The sequence below is a fragment of the Hymenobacter yonginensis genome (genome assembly GCF_027625995.1).
Taxonomy (GTDB): Bacteria; Bacteroidota; Bacteroidia; order Cytophagales; family Hymenobacteraceae; genus Hymenobacter; species Hymenobacter yonginensis.
On record NZ_CP115396.1, the window covers coordinates 835,643 to 854,318 of the forward strand.

Genomic DNA, 18,676 nt, shown 5'->3' on the forward strand with positions numbered 1-18,676 from the left:
GTAGCGCGAACTGTGTAGTTCGCGCCATTGCGCCGTTTGGGCGGCTGTCGTTCGGGGGCGCGAACTACACAGTTCGCGCTACTGCTTTTACTTGCCCTGGACGGGCAGCAGGCGGTAGAAAGATGTTTTGCGCTCGGCCAGCAGCGGCACTATCCGGCCCAGCACGAGGTCCTGGAAATGGGGCGCGGCGCGGTGCGCAATCTGGGCTTCCTGGTTGGCGTACTGCTCATACACGAAGAAGCGCCCGGGCTCGTCGGCCGACTCGTGGGCAATGTAGAGCAGGTTGCCGGGCTCGTGCTGGCGCACGGCGGCGGCAGCTTGCATCAGCAGGTCGCGCACGGTGTCGATGTGCTCGGTGGGCACCAGCCACTCGGCGGCCACGCAATAGATTTCAGCTTGGTTTGCCATGAAAAGCGGGAGTTGAAAGGAGGAAAAAAGCTAGGCTACATTCACGATGGCCTTGCCGGTGTTGTCGCCCTGAAACAAGCCCAGGAACGCCGCCGGAATCTGGTCGAAGCCGTCGGTGATGGTTTCCTCGAACTTCAGCTTGCCCTGGCCATACCACTCCGTGAGCTTGGCCACGCCTTCGGGCCACTGCGGCAGGTAGTCGCTCACGATGAAGCCCTGCAGCTTGGTGCTGGTTTTGAGCAGCTTGCCCTCGGGGCGCAGGCCTACGGGTGCTTCGGTGGTGTTGTAGGTGGAAATCTGGCCGCAGAGCGCAATACGAGCGTGCTTGTTCAGCAGGTCGTACACGGCGTCGGTGATGGGGCCGCCCACGTTGTCGAAGTAGCAGTCGACGCCATTGGGGGCGGCGGCGGCCAGGGCTTCGGCAATGTTGGCGGTTTTGTAGTTGATGGCTTCATCGAAGCCCAGCTCTTTCAGGTAGGCCACTTTCTCGTCGGAGCCGGCGGTGCCAATCACGCGGCAGCCCTGGATTTTGGCCAGCTGGCCTACCACCATGCCCACCGCGCCGGCCGCGCCCGATACCACTACCGTTTCGCCCGCTTTGGGCTGGCAGATATCGAGCAGCCCGAAGTAGGCCGTGAGGCCGGGCATGCCCAGCAGCCCCAGGAAGTAGCTCACCGGCGCCTTGTCGGTCGGAATCCGGTTCAGGCTTTTGCCGTCCGCAACGCTGTGCTGCTGCCAGGGCAGGTTGCCCACCACTACGCTGCCCACGGGCAGCGCGTCGGACTGGCTTTCCACTACCTCGGCCACCACGCCACCCGCAATCGGCTGGCCCACCTCAAACGGCGCCACATACGACTTGGCGGCGCTCATCCGGCCGCGCATGTACGGGTCAACCGACACGTAGCGGGTTTTCAGCAGCACCTGGCCGGCCGCCAGCGGCGGCAGCTCCAGCGTTTCAAATCGGAACTGTTCGGCGGTCGGCGTGCCCTGGGGGCGGCTGGCCAGCACAATGGCTTGGGTTTTCATAGCGTGGGGAAAAAGGGCGAGGGAAAAATTAACCGTCATCCCGAGGTTGCTCAGGATGACGGTTATACTGCAGACCAGGAAGCTGGTTACGCGGCTTCGGTGGTGGTGGTCAGGTTCACCTCGATGTTGCCGCGGGTAGCGCGCGAGTAGGGGCAGATGCCGTGGGCGGCCTGCACCAGCTCTTCGGCCTGGGCCTGCTCTACGCCGGGGATGTTGATGTGCAGATCGGCCGAAATGCCGTAGCCGCCGTCTTCCGCCTGGCCGAAACCAATCAGGGCTTCCACCGTCACGCCGTCGAGCTTCACCTTGGCCTGGCGGGCGGCTACGCCCAGCGCACCCTCGAAGCACGAGGCATAGGCGGCGGCAAACAGCTGCTCGGGGTTGGTGGAGTTCGGCTTGCCGGGGCCGCCCATTTCCTTGGGCGTGCTCAGCGGAATGTTGATTACCTCATCTTTGGACGTAACCTGGCCGTCGCGGCCACCTTTAGCTTTTGCCTGTGCGGTGAAGACTTTGTTGATTTTCATCGGGTAAGAAATGAAGGGAAGAGAAAAAAAAGCCGGCCCGGACTCAGGACAGCCGAATGAGTAGTTGTTGAAGCTGGGTGCGCAGGGCCTCAAACTCGGCGGGCGACATGCCCAGCCTGGCGAATAGGGCCTCCGGAACGTGGCAGGCGCGCTGCTGCAGCTCGCGGCCGGCCGGCAGCAGGCCAATGATGACGGAACGCTCGTCGCGCGGGTCGCGGCGGCGGCTCACCCACTGCTTCTGCTCCAGCCGCTTGAGCAGCGGCGTGAGTGTGCCCGAGTCGAGCAGCAGGTTGTCGCCCAGTGCCTTCACGGTCAGCTCGCCATGCTCCCAGAGCAGCAGCAGCACTAGGTATTGCGGATAGGTAAGGTCCAGCTCCTGCAGATAGGGCTGGTAGGCCTTGGTCAACATCCTGGAAACCGCATAGATCGGGAAGCACAGCTGGCTTTCCAGTTTCAGCAGCGTTTCGTCGGAAGGAAGGGAGGGATTGTCGCTCATGGGTTTCGGAATAGTAAACTGGCTGTGGTTGTGTAATGTTTAGTTGTGCGCAATTAATTATTGCGCTTTGTGACAAGTGTCTGATAGACAGGCATAAAAAAAGAGTCGTTTCCCCAAACGAGGAAACGACTCCAATAGATACAGCCGAAAAAGCTACGCCTGCTGGTAGGCCTGGAAGCCGCCGAGCAGGTTGCGAACCTGCATAAAGCCCTGCTGGGTGAGGTACGCTTTGGCCGAGGTGGAGCGGCCGCCGCTTTTGCAGTGCACAATGATTTCCTGGTCTTTGAGGTCTTCCAGCTCTTCCAGCTTCTGGGGCAGCGTGTTAAGCGGGATATTCTGGCTGCCTTCGATGCGGCCTTCCTCGTTTTCCCAGGGCTCGCGCACGTCAATAATGGTAGGTTTTTCGCCAGCGGCCTGGCGTTGTTTTAGCTCGGCAGGAGTTATATCGGCCATAGGGCTATGTGAAGGGTTGTGGAAGGAAAATTGTGGAGCGTAAAGGTGGCAAAACTCCACATAAGTACCACGCAAAAAGGGCCCGCAGATTATCTATTTGTTCAGTATCAGGCGCTTGCTCACGATCAGGCCATCGGCCAGTGTCAGCTGCACCAGGTAGAGGCCGGCGGGCAGCGTGCCTAGCTCCAGCAGGGGCTGGCCGTGCTGGCTGGCGGGCTGCTGCCAGGCGACGCGGCCCAGCGCATCGAGCACCTGGGCGCGGGCGTAGCGGCCCTGCACCCGCACCTGCCCCTGCGTGGCGGGGTTGGGGTAGAGGCTGTACGAGTCGGCCACCGACGCCGGGGCGCTGCTGAGCACCGTGTTGGTCATCACCGGGCGCAGCATCAGGGCCCAGCCCTCATACTGCGGCGGCACATCCGGCGAAACCGTGGGCCTCGGCTCCCACACGTTGCGGGTGAACTGCCAGAAGGCATTCGTGGGCGGCACATTGTTGAGGTCAATATTGATACCAAGCGGCGTGGTGATGAGGCCGTGGCCGTAGCCGGCATAAAACCGCCCGCTCACCGGCACCGGCGCCGCAAATGCAACTTCCATAAACGTCTGCCCCGCCGGCAGCGAGGCCGGAATCTGCACACTCTGCGTGGCCTTGGGCTGGCGCGTGGGCGCACCATTGGCCGGGTCGGCGTCCCACACGTTCACCGTGATGGTGCGGCCCGCCGCACTCGGATACGCCGGCGAAATGCGGATGCTGCGTACCTGGTCGGGCTTGTTGAGGTCGAACTGCAGGGCGTAGTAGCTCTGATTGAGGGTAGAAGGCGGCACACTCACGAAGGCTTCGGCCGTGCCATCGTCGTAAGCGAAATAGTCGCTCAGCTCGGTCACGCGCGAGATGGTATCGTTGGGCATGGTGCGCGGGTCGGTGTTGGCTTCGTTGGTGATGAGCGTGAGCCGGTGCCGCACCGTTTTGGCCGCCGCCGACACCGGCAGCGGGCTGCTGCGCAGGTCGCCCTCAATCCGAAACTGAAACTGAGGGCTGCTCAGCGAAACGAAATCGGTAGTGCGGAACAGCGCCGACGGGCCGCTGGGCAGCACGTCCAGCTGACCCACCCAGCGGCCGGGCACCGGAAAGCCGCTGTCGGAGAGGTTGTTGATGGTGGTGAACGTGGCTGGGTTTAGTAGCGCGGTCGGGTTGGGGGCGGCGTTGAACTGCCCCACTGGCATGGCCGTGCCGCGGGCCAGCAAGCTGCTCAGCGGGCGGCTGGTAGCCACGTCCTGGTACAGTGAGTCGGCGCGCACCCGCACCGGGGCCAGCTTCACGTAGTCGATGCTCCAGGAGTCGTCGTTGTTGGCCAGGCTGCCCTTGGCCCGAAACCGGAACTGGAAGCTGCCGTGCAGAAACCGCGCCTGATCAATGGCCACAAACTTGCGCCGGAAGGCTTCGCGCGTGCCGTCGCTGCGGCGCGTCCAGACCGGCACCCACAGGCCGTTCTGGTCTTTGAACTCCAGCTGCAGCTGCACCGCGGCCGTGCCGGAGTTGGCCGACGGCCGCCGGAAAATGTTGCCCGCCTGCCAGTAAAAGCCCAGATACAGCCGGTCGGTGGCGGTGCGGCCGCTCAGGTCGATGGGCTGCGACACCAGCGAGTCGATGTCGCTGTAGCCGCTGCCGTAGGGGCGGCCGTTGGCCTGCTGCCCGTCGAAGGTGGCCACGCCGCGGGTGGGCGGCGCCAGCGGAAACCGGTTGTTGACGAGCACCCCGCCGCCGGGCAGCCAGTTCGTCGCTTTGGGCGTGCCTTCCTGGGGCGTCGTGAAGTCGTCGAAGAAGGGCAGCGTCAGGGCCTGCCCGCGCTGGGCGGTGGCGGGCCGTGCGGCCGGCGCCGTGCGGCCCGGGTCGGTGCCCAGCGAGTGCAGCTCCTGCGCCACCGTGGCCAGGGGCAGCACACCCAGAATCGATAAGACAGAAACGCGTAGAACTTTGGAATACATCATCGAAAGCAAGTTAGGATATGGGCTTGAAACGCGCCGGCACCGCTTAAAATTTCAATCACAGATTTTGCAGATTGAAAAAGGATGTCGCGGATTCAGGCGGCAGAGATATGCGCCTGCTGGTGGCAGTACAAAGCAAAAGAGCCGCGCAACAGCGCGGCTCTTTCGGGGAAAATCAATCTGTGAAATCAGCCTTAAATCTGCAAAATCTGTGATTCTAGTTCACCGGTTTCACGGGCTCGTCGCCGGCCACCCAGATGTCGACCAGCTGGCCCATGCGGATGGTGGCGTCGGGGGCGGCCACGGGGCGCTGCTTCACTACGGTGCCGTCGGTTTCGCCGTCCTGAGCGGGCTGGTAGAACACCTCACCTAGCTGCAGGCCCTGGCCGATGAGCAGGGTGGTGGCTTCGTCGGCGGGCATGTTGATGAGGTTGGGCACCGGGAATTCCTGGTTGCCGAGGCCGTCGCCCACTTCCAGGTCTACTTTGGTGCCTTTGGCAATGGCCGCGCCGGGCGCAATGTCTTTGCCGCCCACCAGCTGCCGCAGCACGGCGTTCTGCTGGATGTTAGGCACCAGCTTGATCTGGCCCACCACCAGGTCGTAGCTGCTCAGAATCATCTGGGCGTTTTTCACCGAGCCATCCGTCAGCTTGGGCATCTTGATGACGGGCGGGTTCTTCATGGCCACCGTGATGTAGATCTTGCGGTCTTCCTTCACCTTCTCGCCGGGGGCGGGGTCCTGGTTGAGCACCGTGAACGGGCGCGTGCCGGGGTTGTAGGAGCTGTCATCGACGTAGAAGCGCAGGTTGCGCTCGTCGAGGTAGTCCTCCAGATCGGCCTGGTTCATGCCCGTGATTTTGGGCACCACAATGGTTTCGCCGTGGTTGGTGGTGAGGGGCAGGTACACGAAGAAGAACCCGAACACCAGCGCCGCCGTGGCCAGGCCAATCACCAGCAGGTGCTTCACCAGATCAAGCGGCGTATCAGATTTGAAAAAAGACATTGGAAGGAGAGAGGTGAGAGTCGGGGCTAAAACTAGGGGTTTGGAAGCTAAAGCTAGTGTTATAATTGCCCTCCTTGTTCAAATAGGTGGTGGCCGCAGGCCAAGGTGGTTCCATCGTTGAAAGATAATCTAGCCCTAGTATTCTAGCTCTAGTAAACCACCCCGGCCTGCGGCCACCCCTCCTTAAATAAGGAGGGGAATTAGATTCTAGTTTCTGACGGCCAGCTTCTCACTGCGCTGCTTGCCGAACTCCAGGATCTGGTCGATGAACTGGTAGGGCGTGTAGCCGGCCAGCGCGGTCTGGTGGAAGATGCAGGTGGCGGGCGTCATACCGGGCAAGGAGTTCACCTCGATGATGAGCACTTCCACCGCCCCGTTGTCGCGCACGCGCACAAACGCATCGATGCGGGCGTAGCCCTGGATGTTCAGGATTTCGGCCACGCGGCGCAGCTCCTGCTTCACTTCCTCCGAGATGCGCTGGCGCTCTGCAGCGTCCGGCGCGTAGCGGGCCGGGGTGATGTTCTGGCCTTCGCCGGCCAGAAACTTCTCTTCCAGGCTCAGCACCTCGCCGGTCGCCAGAGCCTCCGAGGCTTCAAATACCTCAATCTGCAGCTCGCCCTCGGGACCGTAGTGCGTGAGCAGGCCGCCGGTTACTTCCAGGAAGTGGGCCGCGCCGTCGCGTGAAATCAGGGTTTCCACCAGGAAGGCGTCCTTCTGCGGGAATTCCTCCTTGAAGCCCAGGCTGAGCGTGGTAGCATCGGCCGGCATCAGGTCTTCCTGGTCGCGGAAGATCAGGCGGGTGAAGGCCTCCAGCTCCGGCCGGGACTTGATTTTCTTCACGGCCGAGGAGCAGCCGTCGTCGGCGGGCTTGGCGATGAATGGGTAGGGGAACTGCGTTTCCAGGCTCCGGTAGAAGCTTTCGGCGTCGGCGGCCCACTCCAGGCGGCTGGCCATGCGGTGCTCGGCCACGCGCAGCCCGGCTTCGCGCAGGCGGCGGTTGGTTTCAAACTTGTTGATCGTGACTGAGGAGCTATCCACGCCCGAGCCGTTGTAGGGCAGCCCGAACTTCTCCAGCTCGCGCTGCAGGGCGCCGTCCTCGCCGGGGCGGCCGTGCAGGGCAATAAACACCTCGTCCACCATGTCGGCCAGCTCCTCGAACGACACGCGGCGCGGCTGGGCCGTGAGCTGCCCCGCAAAGGTGCGGGTGATGGCCTGGGCTTCCTGCCGGATGCGCTCCAGAATGGGGTGCAGGCCGTGGCCGGCCTCCATGTGCTCCACTTTCTCCCGGATGTCGTCGGCGTTGTCCTTGAGCATCACATTGATGGGCAGCACGTAGAGGCGGAACTCGTCGCTGTTGCCGGTCAGGAACACGGGCACTGGCTCGTACTTCACCGAGGAGCTGAGCTTCTCAAAGATGTTGCGGCCGCTTTCCACCGAAATGTGCCGCTCCGACGAGTAACCGCCCATAATCACGGCCACTTTCGTGCGGGTGCGCACCTCGCTGGCCCGGGCTGCCACCGCTGCGTCCAGCTGGCGCAGCTGTGCTTCCAGCTTGGTTGGGGCCATCCCGCTACGGCGCCGCGCCGCCAGGGAAGTCCGAATGATGTACGTCAGAAACTGGCTCGGATTGAGGCCAATTTCAGCGGCTTGATGGAAGAAGAACGAGGCCGGCAGCATCCCCGATGTTGTATTCGGGTCGTTGAGGAAGATAGTGCCGTCAGCCTGAATGAAGCCGTCGAGACGGGCATATACCTGAAAGCCGAACGTGCTAAACATCGTCTGGGCTTGCTGCCGGATGCGCTGAATATCAGCTTCCGGCAAGTCAATTGGCGTCACTTTGCGCGCCAAGCCCGGCAGATACTTCGAGCGGTAGTCGAACATTTCGTCGCCCTTCACAATCTCCGTTGGAGGCAGAGCAAGCGGTTCGCCCCGCTCATTCTCCACTACAATGCAGCTGAACTCGCGGCCGGCCACAAAGCTTTCCACCAACACCTGCGTTTCGCCGGTGGTGCTGCGCAGGTGAACTACATCGGCTTGCGGAAAGTGCTCGTTTAGGAAAGTGAGCAGTTCCTGCGGGTGCTCCAGCACCGGCATCACATAGTCGGAGCTGATGGCTCCGAAGCCTGCTTGGGCAGCATGCGCTGCAACGGGCAACCCAATGCCTTCCCGGATATCAGCCACCTGTCGCACCCAGGCCAAGCGAGCCGGCTCGTCCAGCGCGGCCCATTCCTCCCGCGTGATGGTGTGCTGAAACAAGGCCCGCTCAATAGCTTTGGCAAAAGCGGCCGGGTCTTCTTCTTTCAGAATGCTGATGCCCAAGCTACTGCCTTGGCGCGGGGCCTTGATAACCAGCGGCAGCCCAAGTTCCTCTACCAAGCCTCGTAGATACTTAGGGTGAGTGGCATTCAGAGCCCACGACTCTTCCAACACCCGAAACTTCGGGGTCGGTAGATTCAGTGCTTTGAGTAACTTTTTCTGCGCAATCTTATCAATGCCGAACGCCGAGGGCAGAATGCCGGAGCCGGAATACGGAATGCCGTACCATTCCAGCAGGCCCTGAATGGCGCCGTCTTCGCCGCCCGGGCCATGCAGGGCCAGGAAGGCGAAGTCCATCAGCTCGCGCAGCTCCTGGGGCTGCACGCGGCGGCCCACCTCCGCGATGATGCGGTCCTGCTCATCCAGGCTCAGGTGGCCGAGGCTTTCCAGGTACACCTGCCACGGTAGCTCGGTGCGCGGCAGCGTCGATACCGGCGGGTAGAAGTCGCGGATGGTGCCTTTATAGATGAAGTGCCAGTCGAGCAGAATGAAGTTTCCGCTGCTGTCCACAAACACGGGGACGGCCTCAAAGAGGGCCTTGTCGAGGTTGTCGTATACGGTGCGGCCGCCCGCAAAGCTGATTTCCCGCTCACGCGACGGGCCGCCGAAGAAGATGCCGATTTTCATAGGTAGCGCAAAGGTACGGGGATGTAGCATAAGCTTTAGCTTGTGCCCTAAACCGCCCCAACAGAAAAAAGCAGTCAGCGCTGGCCGGCGGTTTTCCGTACACTCCCAGCACGGCACAAGCTAAAGCTTATGCTACATTCGCGCCGTCATCCAACCAACCCGCTTATGCAAACCCTCGATCAGTACAACTTCGCCGGCAAGCGCGCCGTGGTGCGCGTAGACTTTAACGTGCCGCTCGATAAGAGCTTCGCCATCACCGACGATACCCGCATCCGGGCCGCTACGCCGACTATCAAGAAAATCCTGGCCGATGGGGGCTCGGTGGTGCTGCTCTCGCACCTGGGCCGGCCCAAAGGTGGCCCCGAGGACAAGTTTTCGCTGAAGCACATTGTGGCCCGCCTGGGCGAGGAGTACGGCACCGAGGTGCAGTTTGCCACCGATGCGCTGCAGGCCCAAGCCCAGGCCGACGCCTTACAGCCCGGCCAGATTCTGCTGGTGGAAAACGTGCGTTTCTACCCCGAGGAAGAGAAAGGCGACGACGCGTTTGCCGAAAAGCTGGCCCCGCTCGGCAACGTGTACGTGAACGACGCCTTCGGGGCGGCTCACCGCAAGCACGCTTCCACAGCCGTCATTGCCAGCCACTTCGCGCCTGCTGACCGCGTGGCCGGCTACCTGCTGCAGAGTGAGCTCGACAACGCCAAAAAGGTGCTGGAGCACGCCGAGCGCCCGTTCACGGCCATCATGGGCGGCGCCAAAATCTCCGACAAAATTCAGCTGATTGAGAAGCTGCTCGACAAGGTCGACAACCTGCTCATCGGGGGCGGCATGGCCTATACGTTTGCCAAAGCCCAGGGCGGCCACATCGGCAGCTCGCTGCTGGAAGCCGACAAGATGGACCTGGCCCTGCGTCTCATCGAGCAGGCCAAAGCCAAAGGCGTGAACCTGGTGCTGCCCACCGACAGCCTCATTGCCGACAAATTCGCCAACGACGCTCAAACCAAAGTGGCTGCCAACAGCGAAATTCCGGACGGCTGGATGGGCCTCGACCTGGGCCCGGAGTCCAGCAAGGCGTTTGCGGAGGTGGTGCGCCAGTCCAAAACCATCCTCTGGAACGGCCCGATGGGCGTGTTCGAAATGCCCAGCTTCGCCAAAGGCACCCAGGCCGTAGCCCAGGCCATTGCCGACGCCACCGAAGCCGGCGCCTTCAGCCTCATCGGCGGCGGCGACTCGGCCGCGGCCGTCAACCAGATGGGCTTCTCCGACAAGGTGAGCTACATCAGCACCGGCGGCGGCGCGCTGCTGGAGTACATGGAAGGCAAGGAGCTGCCCGGCGTAGCGGCGCTAGAAGGCCGGTAAGTATTTGGTAGCAATTATTTAGTGCTGAGAAGTCAGTGCTTAGTATTAGCAAGGAAAAGGGCCTTTCTTTTCGGCAATGTGCCGAAGAGAAAGGCCCTTTTTGCGTGCGTCGGCAGCCACAGGCTACTTCATACTTACTACTAAATACTAATTCACGTAGGGCGTTTCCAGGTCCTGGCCCATGCTGCGCATGGTGTCGAGCGAGAGGCGGCCGGTGAGGCGAGTGGCGCTGGTGCGGGCCTCGGCATCGGTGAGGACTTCCAGGTTGCGCAGCCACTGCAGGCGGTGCAGCTGGATTTCGATGGGGCCGAGCGGGTTCACCTGGCCGTACTCGTGGCGCAAGTAGCTTTTGGTGCGGCGGTCCAGGGCTTCGGCAAAGCCCTGCAGGGCGGCCTGCTCAGACGAACGGTCGGCGAAGATGATGCTGGAGCGGGACGTGAGGAGCACAAACTCGCGCCACCGGTGCTGCCAGCCATACCAAGCGTACACCAGCAGCGGGCCGCCGAGGCCCAAGGCCCAGAGCCAGAAATCGACGACAAACGAGGCCTCCTGGCGGTGGTCGAGCGTGAAGGTGAACAGGCACCAGCCCACAATGGCCAGCAGGCTGAGCAGTTTTTTGTGCGGCACGAAGTTGCGGCGCTCCACCCGCACGGGCAGAATTTCCTCGTAGGGCAGCTCCACTTCCAGCACGGCCCGCCCGCCCGCTTCGCGCTGGCAGATGTAAAGGCCATGCTGGCGCAAAGCCACCAGGGTGCTGCCGGCCCACAACCGGCGTTGTTCAAGAAGCATGGAATAGTAAAACGACGGGCGAAACTGCCCCGAAAAACAAACAGGAAATCAGGCCACTCAGATAAAGGCGAACGGGCTGGGCGAGAAACACAGCACAAAAATAGCCAGCATCAACCAGCCCAGCACCTTGCGCCCGCCGGAAAGCGGCGTTTCGTCGGGCGCCGGCGGGTGGAACACGCCCATCAGGCGGCTCAGCAGCAGCCCGAACCCCAGCCAGCCCGGATTGCCCAAGATGCCCGGCACCGCCACCGTGCAGGCCAACTGCACCGCCCACACGCCCACCGCCAGCAGCAGCGCCTGCCAGAGCCGCGGCACCACCGGCCGCAGCACTACACACAGGTAGGCAAAGTACGGCGCGCCCCAGTACAGCCACGTCTGGCCGGACGTGCTACTGGAAAACAGCCCTAGCCCGGCGTAGAACACAAACCCCACAAACAGCACCCCCGACAGCCGGTTGAAGCGCCGGAAGCCCAGCAACCCGTACAGAATGTGCCCGCCATCGAGCTGGCCGATGGGCAGCAGGTTGAGCGCCGTGAAGAACAGCGCCAGCGCGCCGGCCAGTAGCACCGGGTAGTGCGTCAGCTCGTTGGGGTGCGGCAGCCGGGCAGGGTCGGCAAACAGGTATTCGAGGCCCTGATACAGCAGCGGCTTGGCCAGCGTGATGCCTTGGCCTGCACTATATACATAGCGAGCATACTCAGAGCCATACTTAGCGTATTGCGGGTGAATCTGGAAGATATAGTCAGCGGGCGGCAGGTGCGTGAAGCCGTAAATCAGCACCGGCACCGCCAGCAGAAACCCCGCCAGCGGCCCGGCCAGCCCGATATCAAAAAACTCCTTGCGCGAAAATATCCGGTCCTTGACCCGAATGACGGCCCCGAACGTGCCGATGGTGCTGAACATGCCCGTGAAGAAAGGAATGTAATAGGGCAGCGTGGCCCGCACCCGGTGGTGCCGTGCCGTGAAGTAGTGGCCAAACTCGTGCACCGTCAGCACTCCCAGAAACGGCACCGAAAACCACAGGCCCTGCCGGATTTCGGCGGCCGTCAGGCCCGTGCCTTCAAAGGTGAATTTGCCGGTCATCCACTCGGCGCCAGCCAGGGTGGTGGTCAGCAGCGTCAGTAGGAACAGGCCCAGGTGCAGCGCATAGCGCCGCCAGCGCGGCGGTTCTGGTTTTTCAGCATATCCGTCCGGCCAGGGCTCGTCCGGTTCAGACGGCGGCAGGTCAGGGCTGGCCGCGTCAGGAAAGGGGAGGAGCGGCGGAGGGTTGTCGGTTGGATAAGGCACTAAGGGCAGCAGGTAGGGCGTCGGAGAGCGTGAGGGGCGGGGCCAGAAACAGCGTGTGCAGGCCCAGGCGTTGGGCCGTTTCGATGTGTTGAAAACTGTCCTCGATGAAAAGAGTTTCCTCGGCCTTCCAGTTCATCTCGCGCAGCGCGTGCCGGAAAATTTCCTCGCCCGGCTTGCGCAACCCCACGTGCTGCGAGTAGAACACCCGGTCGAGGCAGTCGGCAATGCCGTGCTCGAAGCCGTACTGCGCGCGCAGCACTTGGTTGATTTGGTCGATGTGAATCTGGTTGGTGTTGGACAGCAGCGCCGTCTGGTGGCCCTTGGCCCGCAGCTCCGCAATCAGAGCCAGCCGCTCGGCCGGCACATCCAGCAGCATGGCGTTCCAGGCGGCGTCCAGCTCCTCATCGGTGGCCTCCAGCTCGTAGGTGGCGCGCAGGCCGTCCCGGAACTGCGCCGGCGTCAGGCGGCCCGTTTCCATCTGGTCGAACAGCTCGGCCTGCGCCGCCTGCGTAAACTCGATGGTGCTGCCGTGCCGGTGCAGGCGGCCCATGGCCGCCAGGGTGCGCTGGTAGTCGATGTTGATGATGACGCCCCCAAAATCGAAGAGCAGGTTGGGCAGTTGATGTGGCATAAGGCTGACTATCTGAGGCTGGGCACCGGAACAACGCTTTTCCTGCCCGGTGTAATTGCAAATCCGCCCGCAAAAGTCGAAGTTTGCACGGCTGAAACCAACCATCCCGTGGGCGGTAAAGGCAAGGGCCTATAGCTCAATCGGTTAGAGCAACTGACTCATAATCAGTAGGTCACTGGTTCGATTCCAGTTGGGCCCACCAAATCCCGCTTTACGGCAACGTAGAGCGGGATTTTTGTTTTTCTGCCTACTGTTCTGCCAGTATTTCTTAGTGGAGACTCCCAAAACGGCCTGCGCGCTTCTGCCCGGCGCTGGCAGAAGCCCGGAAGCTTGGAGCACTAGCAGTATGTTAGATGGCACCTCAGGCCGCAGCGGCGGGCAATGTGCCTTTATCTTAAGAATGGATTAATTTATCTATAACCGGATATCCTGCACCAACCTTTTCCGCAAAAGGAGAGTTGAATAGCGCGTCGCGCTGCCGACAAGCCTGCCCACCACCAACCCTTTTTAGCTGACCTCATCATGCTGGATATCCACCACGACAAAACCAACACCGATTCCTTTAAAATGGAGGGCAAATGCCCCTTCGGCGGCGACCGTATCGGCGGCGTGGAAGGCACCCCGCCCACGCTCTCCGACTGGTACCCCAACCGCCTGAAGGTGGAGTTGCTGCACCAGAACGGCCCCCAGGCCAACCCCCTGGGCGAGGACTTCAATTACGCCGAAGCCTTCAACTCCATCAACCTGGAGGAGCTGAAAAACGAAATCAAGAGCTTCCTGACGACTTCGGTGGACTGGTGGCCCTCCGACTACAATAACTACGGCCCGCAGATGATCCGCATGGCCTGGCACTCGGCCGGTACCTACCGCATTGCCGACGGCCGCGGCGGGGCCGGCGAGGCCCTGCAGCGCTTCGCCCCCATCAACAGCTGGTGGGACAACGGCAACACCGACAAGTCGCGCCGTCTCATTTGGCCTATCAAGCAGAAGTATGGCAGCTCCCTCTCCTGGGCCGACCTGATCGTGCTGACCGGCAACTGCGCCCTCGAAATCATGGGCTTCCCGACCTACGGCTTTGCCGGCGGCCGCCAGGATGCCTGGGAGGCTGACAACGCCACCTACTGGGGCCCCGAGGTAGTGCACGATATGTCCAAGGCCAAGTCGCCCGACGAGATGGTGAGCCGCGACAAGCGTTGGCGCGGCCGCAACGGCAACGCCGATTACGACCTCGAAAATCCGCTGGCCGCCTCGCACCAGGCCCTCATTTACGTGAACCCTGAAGGTCCCTATGCCAACGGCGACCCGCTGGGTTCGGCCCACGACATCCGCGTGACCTTCACGCGCATGGCCATGAACAACGAGGAAACCGTGGCCCTGATTGCCGGCGGCCACGCCTTCGGCAAGAGCCACGGCATGGTGCCGGCCGCCAAAATTGGTGTGGCCCCCGAAATTGCGCCTATGGAAGCCATGGGCCTGGGCTGGCACAACCCCCAGGGCAAGGGCAACGCCGAAGACACGATGACCAACGGCATCGAAGGCAGCTGGACGCCCAATCCTATGCAGTGGGACAACGACTACCTCACCAACCTGTTCAAGTTCGACTGGGAGCAGACCAAGAGCCCGGCCGGTGCGCTGCAGTGGACCCCGGTGGACAAAAACGCCCCCAAAACGCCCGACGCGCACATCGAAGGTCAGATGAACGACCTGATGATGATGACCACCGACATTGCCCTGAAGGTGGATCCCGAGTACCGCGCCGTGTGTGAGAAATTCCTTAACGATTTCGACGCCTTTACGCAGGCCTTCTCGAAAGCTTGGTACAAGCTGACCCACCGCGACATGGGCCCGCGTGAACGTTACCTCGGCCCCGAGAAGCGCAACGAAAACGACCTGCTGTGGCAGGATCCCATCCCGCTGGCCGACTACACCATCATCGACGCAGCGGACGTGGCGGAGCTGAAGAAGGCCATTCTGGCCACCGATATTTCCGTGTCGGACCTCGTGTTTACGGCCTTCTCGTCGGCCGTGACGCACCGCCAGAGCGACAAGCGTGGCGGCGCCAACGGCGCCCGCCTGGCCCTGGCCCCGCAGAAAGACTGGGAAATCAACCGCCGTACGGTGCCTGTAGTAGCCGCCCTGCAGAAGGTAATGGCCGATTTCAACGGCACGGATAAGGACAGCAAAGGTGGCAAGCAGGTTTCGCTGGCCGACCTCATCGTGCTGGGCGGCTGCGCGGCCCTCGAAAAAGCTGCCGCCGACGCTGGCGTGCCCACCGAAGTGCCCTTCACCCCGGGCCGCCGCGACACCACCCAGGAGCTCACCGACATCGAGATGTTCACCTGGCTGAAGCCGGTGGCCGACGGCTTCCGCAACTTCCTCGACAACGACTTCAACCAGCTTGCCAAGCATGTGGCCCCCGAGGAGATGTTCCTCGACAAGGCCCAGTTGCTCTCGCTCACCTCGCCCGAGTGGGTAGCCCTGACGGGCGGTCTGCGCGCCATGAACGCCAACTACGACAATTCGAAGCACGGCATTTTCACTGACCGCGAAGGCGTGCTCACCAACGACTTCTTCAACGTGCTCACCAGCACGGATTACGAGTGGAAGAAGTCGGACTCGCGCGGTATGACCTTCTGGCTGAAAGACCGCACCTCGGGTGAGAACCGCTACTCGGCCACCCGCGCCGACCTGGTGTTTGGCTCGAACAGCCAGCTGCGCGCCGTAGCCGAAGTGTACGCCGGCAAAGACGGCCACCAGCGCTTCGTGAAGGCCTTCGTGAAGGCCTGGGACAAAGTGATGATGCTGGACCGCTACGACGTGAAAGTAGCCGCCCGCTAACCGCCCGCCCCGGCCGTAAGGCTAGTAGGCAACTTCATAGGGGAAAAGCTCCACATCGGGGTTTTTCCCCTATTTGTTTGTGGAAGCGGCCGGCTGCGAAGTCAGCGCGGTTTAGGTGCTACAGTCCCCTGTAGAGATGCGACACTTCGCGTCTCCTCGTTGCTGACGTTGTGCAGGCTGTGGGGCTGGTCGTTCAGCGCCGAGACGCGACGTGTCGCGTCTCTACAGTTGATGTGCCGTTTCGGGGAGCATGGCAGCCTACCATCCACCGATTCAAGCTAAACCAGCTGGGCTACGACCACGTCTACGCCCATGTACGGGCCGCTAACGTTGCGCGTGAGCCAGTCAACAATTCAACCATTCAACAATAGCTCAAACCTGATGAAATTCTCCCTTCTGCTCACGGCCGCGCTGGCCGTTTTCGCCTTGCAGGCCTCCGCCCAGACGGCCGCTCCGGCCGCCGCACCCCGCGCCACTCCCGACCAGATTGCCACTAAGCAAGGCCCGCTCATGGTGCAGCCCATCACCCACGCCAGTCTGGTGCTGACCTGGAACGGCAAAACCATCTACGTGGACCCCTCCGGCGGAGCTGAAGCCTACGCCGGCCTGGCCGCGCCCGACGTGGTGCTCATCACCGACATCCACGGCGACCACATGGATGCCAAAACCCTGGCCGCCCTGCCCATCAGCAAAGCCCTGCTGCTGGCCCCCAAAGCCGTGGCCGAGCAGCTGCCGGCCGAGTATCGGACGCAGGTCCGCATCCTCAAAAATGGCCAGCGCCTCGACACGCTGGGTATGCGCGTATCGGCCATTCCGATGTACAACCTACCCGAAACGGCCGACTCCCGCCACCCCAAAGGCCGCGGCAACGGCTACATCCTAAGCCTGGGCGGCAAAACCGTGTACCTCTCCGGCGACACCGAGGATATTGCCGAGATGCGCGCCCTCAAGAACATCGACGTGGCCTTCGTGTGCATGAACCTGCCCTACACTATGGATGTGAACCAGGCCGCCCAGGGCGTGCTGGCCTTCAAGCCCGGCATCGTGTATCCCTACCACTACCGCGGCCAGAACGGCCTGAGCGACGTGGCCAGCTTCCAGAAGCAAGTGCAGGCCAAGAACAAGAAAATTGACGTGCGCCTGCGCAACTGGTACCCGACGGCGCAGTAACGCCGGGAACTTGTCTTCACCTGAAAGCCCCTGTAGGGTGGTGCTCTGCTAATGAGTGCCACCCTACAGGGGCTTTTTGTGCGCTGTATACTTTCCGCGCAAGGCTTACGCTGCTTTCCTCGCCACCGATTCTGCCTATATGCTGCAACCTAGGCGAGCTATTGGTAAAAACTAGAGAAACCGGCGTTGGAAGTCCTGTTTTGGGAAAATTTAGGAATCATTCGGAGATATTATTATCCACTTGTAAAATAAAATTATATAAATTATTGATTTAAGAATAAATATTGTTTATTTGTTATGTCATTGATCTGAATGCTAGCTCACCATCCCACCTGTTGTCCGCGCCTTCTCTCTTACTCAGCAGTCTACATGGAACGCTACAGACACTACACAGACGCCTCCCGCGTCACTCTGTTGTTGGTCGATGTGCTCCTTATTTTTGGAGCCTTTCGGCTGGCTGGCCGTATCACCTTGGGCCACTGGGCCTTTAGTGGATACTATCCGTTTTTCTTCATCATCTTCGGGCTGCTCTGGTGGATTCTGTCGAGCCAGTATGCCAACATCTACCGGGTCGACCGGCTGATTACGTACCCGGAGAAGCTGCTGCACCTGATCCGTACGTTTCTGCTGCATGCCGCGCTGGTGCTGTTGGTGGTGGCGGCCGGCGGGATGCACTGGCCCCCGGTGGAGTATCTGTTTTCGGTGTACAGCCTCGCGATGGTAGGGGTTGTGTCGGGCCGGTTTCTGCTGACGTTCCTGTACCGCTCGTATCACCGGCATTTTGCGCGGGCCAACAGCCGCTTCGTTATCATCGGGGCCGGCGACAGCGGCCAGGAGCTGTACCGGTTTCTGGCCTCGCACGATCCTATCGGCAACGAGTTCATGGGCTTCTTCTCCGACGAGGCGCTGCCCACGGAGTTCCGGGGCTTGGTGCGTGGCCGCCTGGCCGATCTGAAAGCCTACTGCCTGCGCGAGCAGATCAACGACATATACTTTGCGCTGCCGCTCGACCGGCGCCAGCTCATTGAGGACCTCTCGCGCTTCGCCGACGACAATTTCCTTTCCTTCCGTATCGTGCCCGACTTCCGCGGCACCATGCGCAAAGACGTCAACGTGTATTTCTACGACCATCTGCCCATCCTGACCATCCGGCACGAGCCGCTGGGCATGCGCACCAATCAGGTAGTGAAGCGGGTGTTTGATATCGTGTTTTCGGGGCTGGTTATCTGTACCATCTTCCCGATCATCATGCCCATCCTGGCCTTGCTGATCAAGCTGGACTCGCCGGGGCCGGTGTTCTTCCGGCAGATGCGCCCGGGCAAGCGCAACCAGCTGTTTCCGTGCTACAAGCTGCGCACCATGCAGGCCAGCCACGGCCGCCCCGAGCTGCAGGCCACCAAGCACGACGTGCGCGTAACGAGGGTGGGCCAGTATCTGCGCAAGTATAATCTGGATGAGCTGCCGCAGTTTTTCAACGTGCTGCTGGGGCACATGTCGGTGGTAGGGCCGCGGCCCAATATGGTGTCGCAGCTCGAGGAGTATAGCAAGCATATCCGCACCTACCACATGCGCCACGCCGTTACCCCGGGCATTACTGGCTACGCGCAGGTAAACGGCTACCGCGGCGAAACCCGCGAAGCCGGCACCATGGAAAAACGGGTGGAATATGACCTGAAGTACGTGGAAAACTGGTCGTTTGGGATGGATATGAAAATTATCGGGCAGACTGTCTGGAACATGGTGCGGGGCGAGAAAAACGCCTATTAAAA

15 protein-coding genes and 1 tRNA gene are annotated in these 18,676 nt (G+C 61.6%); 5 read left to right on the plus strand and 11 right to left on the minus strand.

Going from position 1 to position 18,676, the window contains the following annotated elements; genetic code table 11:
* Window positions 1–87: 87 nt before the first annotated feature.
* From O9Z63_RS03680 to O9Z63_RS03715, 8 genes are all read right to left on the minus strand, one after another.
* Window positions 88–408, minus strand: coding sequence for a putative quinol monooxygenase (locus O9Z63_RS03680; RefSeq protein WP_270127949.1), 321 nt, complete (start codon window positions 406–408; stop codon window positions 88–90).
* A 30-nt stretch (window positions 409–438) separates the two neighbouring features.
* On the minus strand, window positions 439–1,434 hold the full coding sequence (locus O9Z63_RS03685) for an NADP-dependent oxidoreductase (RefSeq protein WP_270127950.1): 996 nt from the start codon (window positions 1,432–1,434) through the stop codon (window positions 439–441).
* An 86-nt stretch (window positions 1,435–1,520) separates the two neighbouring features.
* A complete protein-coding gene (locus tag O9Z63_RS03690) occupies window positions 1,521–1,958 on the minus strand; it encodes an organic hydroperoxide resistance protein (protein ID WP_044013264.1) in 438 nt (145 codons plus the stop codon).
* Window positions 1,959–2,001: 43 nt separating this feature from the next.
* Window positions 2,002–2,454 (minus strand): MarR family winged helix-turn-helix transcriptional regulator, encoded by a 453-nt coding sequence (locus O9Z63_RS03695; protein WP_270127951.1) that lies wholly within the window; start codon window positions 2,452–2,454, stop codon window positions 2,002–2,004.
* Window positions 2,455–2,607: 153 nt separating this feature from the next.
* On the minus strand, window positions 2,608–2,907 hold the full coding sequence (locus tag O9Z63_RS03700; RefSeq protein WP_044013262.1) for a rhodanese-like domain-containing protein: 300 nt from the start codon (window positions 2,905–2,907) through the stop codon (window positions 2,608–2,610).
* A gap of 93 nt (window positions 2,908–3,000) precedes the next feature.
* Complete coding sequence (locus O9Z63_RS03705) at window positions 3,001–4,893, minus strand: T9SS type A sorting domain-containing protein (protein WP_270127953.1); 1,893 nt, start codon at window positions 4,891–4,893, stop codon at window positions 3,001–3,003.
* A 214-nt stretch (window positions 4,894–5,107) separates the two neighbouring features.
* A complete protein-coding gene (locus O9Z63_RS03710) occupies window positions 5,108–5,893 on the minus strand; it encodes a PASTA domain-containing protein (RefSeq protein ID WP_270127954.1) in 786 nt (261 codons plus the stop codon).
* A 207-nt stretch (window positions 5,894–6,100) separates the two neighbouring features.
* Complete coding sequence (locus O9Z63_RS03715) at window positions 6,101–8,836, minus strand: D-alanine--D-alanine ligase family protein (RefSeq protein WP_270127955.1); 2,736 nt, start codon at window positions 8,834–8,836, stop codon at window positions 6,101–6,103.
* 165 nt (window positions 8,837–9,001) lie between these two features.
* Here O9Z63_RS03715 and O9Z63_RS03720 point away from each other — a divergent pair, with 165 nt between their 5' ends.
* Window positions 9,002–10,192 (plus strand): phosphoglycerate kinase, encoded by a 1,191-nt coding sequence (locus tag O9Z63_RS03720; RefSeq protein ID WP_270127956.1) that lies wholly within the window; start codon window positions 9,002–9,004, stop codon window positions 10,190–10,192.
* A gap of 147 nt (window positions 10,193–10,339) precedes the next feature.
* Here O9Z63_RS03720 and O9Z63_RS03725 read toward each other — a convergent pair whose 3' ends face one another.
* The 3 genes from O9Z63_RS03725 to O9Z63_RS03735 are packed head-to-tail and all read right to left on the minus strand — an operon-like array spanning window position 10,340 to window position 12,899.
* Window positions 10,340–10,981 (minus strand): hypothetical protein, encoded by a 642-nt coding sequence (locus O9Z63_RS03725; RefSeq protein ID WP_270127957.1) that lies wholly within the window; start codon window positions 10,979–10,981, stop codon window positions 10,340–10,342.
* A gap of 57 nt (window positions 10,982–11,038) precedes the next feature.
* Window positions 11,039–12,268, minus strand: a complete 1,230-nt coding sequence (locus O9Z63_RS03730; RefSeq protein ID WP_270127958.1) for a site-2 protease family protein — start codon at window positions 12,266–12,268, stop codon at window positions 11,039–11,041.
* Complete coding sequence (locus tag O9Z63_RS03735) at window positions 12,222–12,899, minus strand: HAD family hydrolase (RefSeq protein ID WP_270127959.1); 678 nt, start codon at window positions 12,897–12,899, stop codon at window positions 12,222–12,224. Before O9Z63_RS03735 ends, O9Z63_RS03730 begins: the two co-directional genes overlap by 47 nt.
* Window positions 12,900–13,024: 125 nt before the next feature.
* On the opposite strand from O9Z63_RS03735, the gene O9Z63_RS03740 reads away from it, so the two are divergent.
* The 4 genes from O9Z63_RS03740 (at window position 13,025) to O9Z63_RS03755 (ending at window position 18,674) form a co-directional block, all read left to right on the plus strand.
* Window positions 13,025–13,101, plus strand: a tRNA-Ile gene (locus tag O9Z63_RS03740).
* 320 nt (window positions 13,102–13,421) lie between these two features.
* Window positions 13,422–15,737, plus strand: coding sequence for a catalase/peroxidase HPI (gene katG / locus O9Z63_RS03745; RefSeq protein ID WP_270127960.1), 2,316 nt, complete (start codon window positions 13,422–13,424; stop codon window positions 15,735–15,737).
* Between the two features lie 381 nt (window positions 15,738–16,118).
* Entirely contained in the window at window positions 16,119–16,907 is a 789-nt protein-coding gene (locus tag O9Z63_RS03750; protein WP_270127962.1) for an MBL fold metallo-hydrolase, read from the plus strand.
* 369 nt (window positions 16,908–17,276) lie between these two features.
* Window positions 17,277–18,674, plus strand: coding sequence for an exopolysaccharide biosynthesis polyprenyl glycosylphosphotransferase (locus O9Z63_RS03755; RefSeq protein ID WP_270127963.1), 1,398 nt, complete (start codon window positions 17,277–17,279; stop codon window positions 18,672–18,674).
* The last annotated feature ends 2 nt before the right edge of the window (window positions 18,675–18,676 follow it).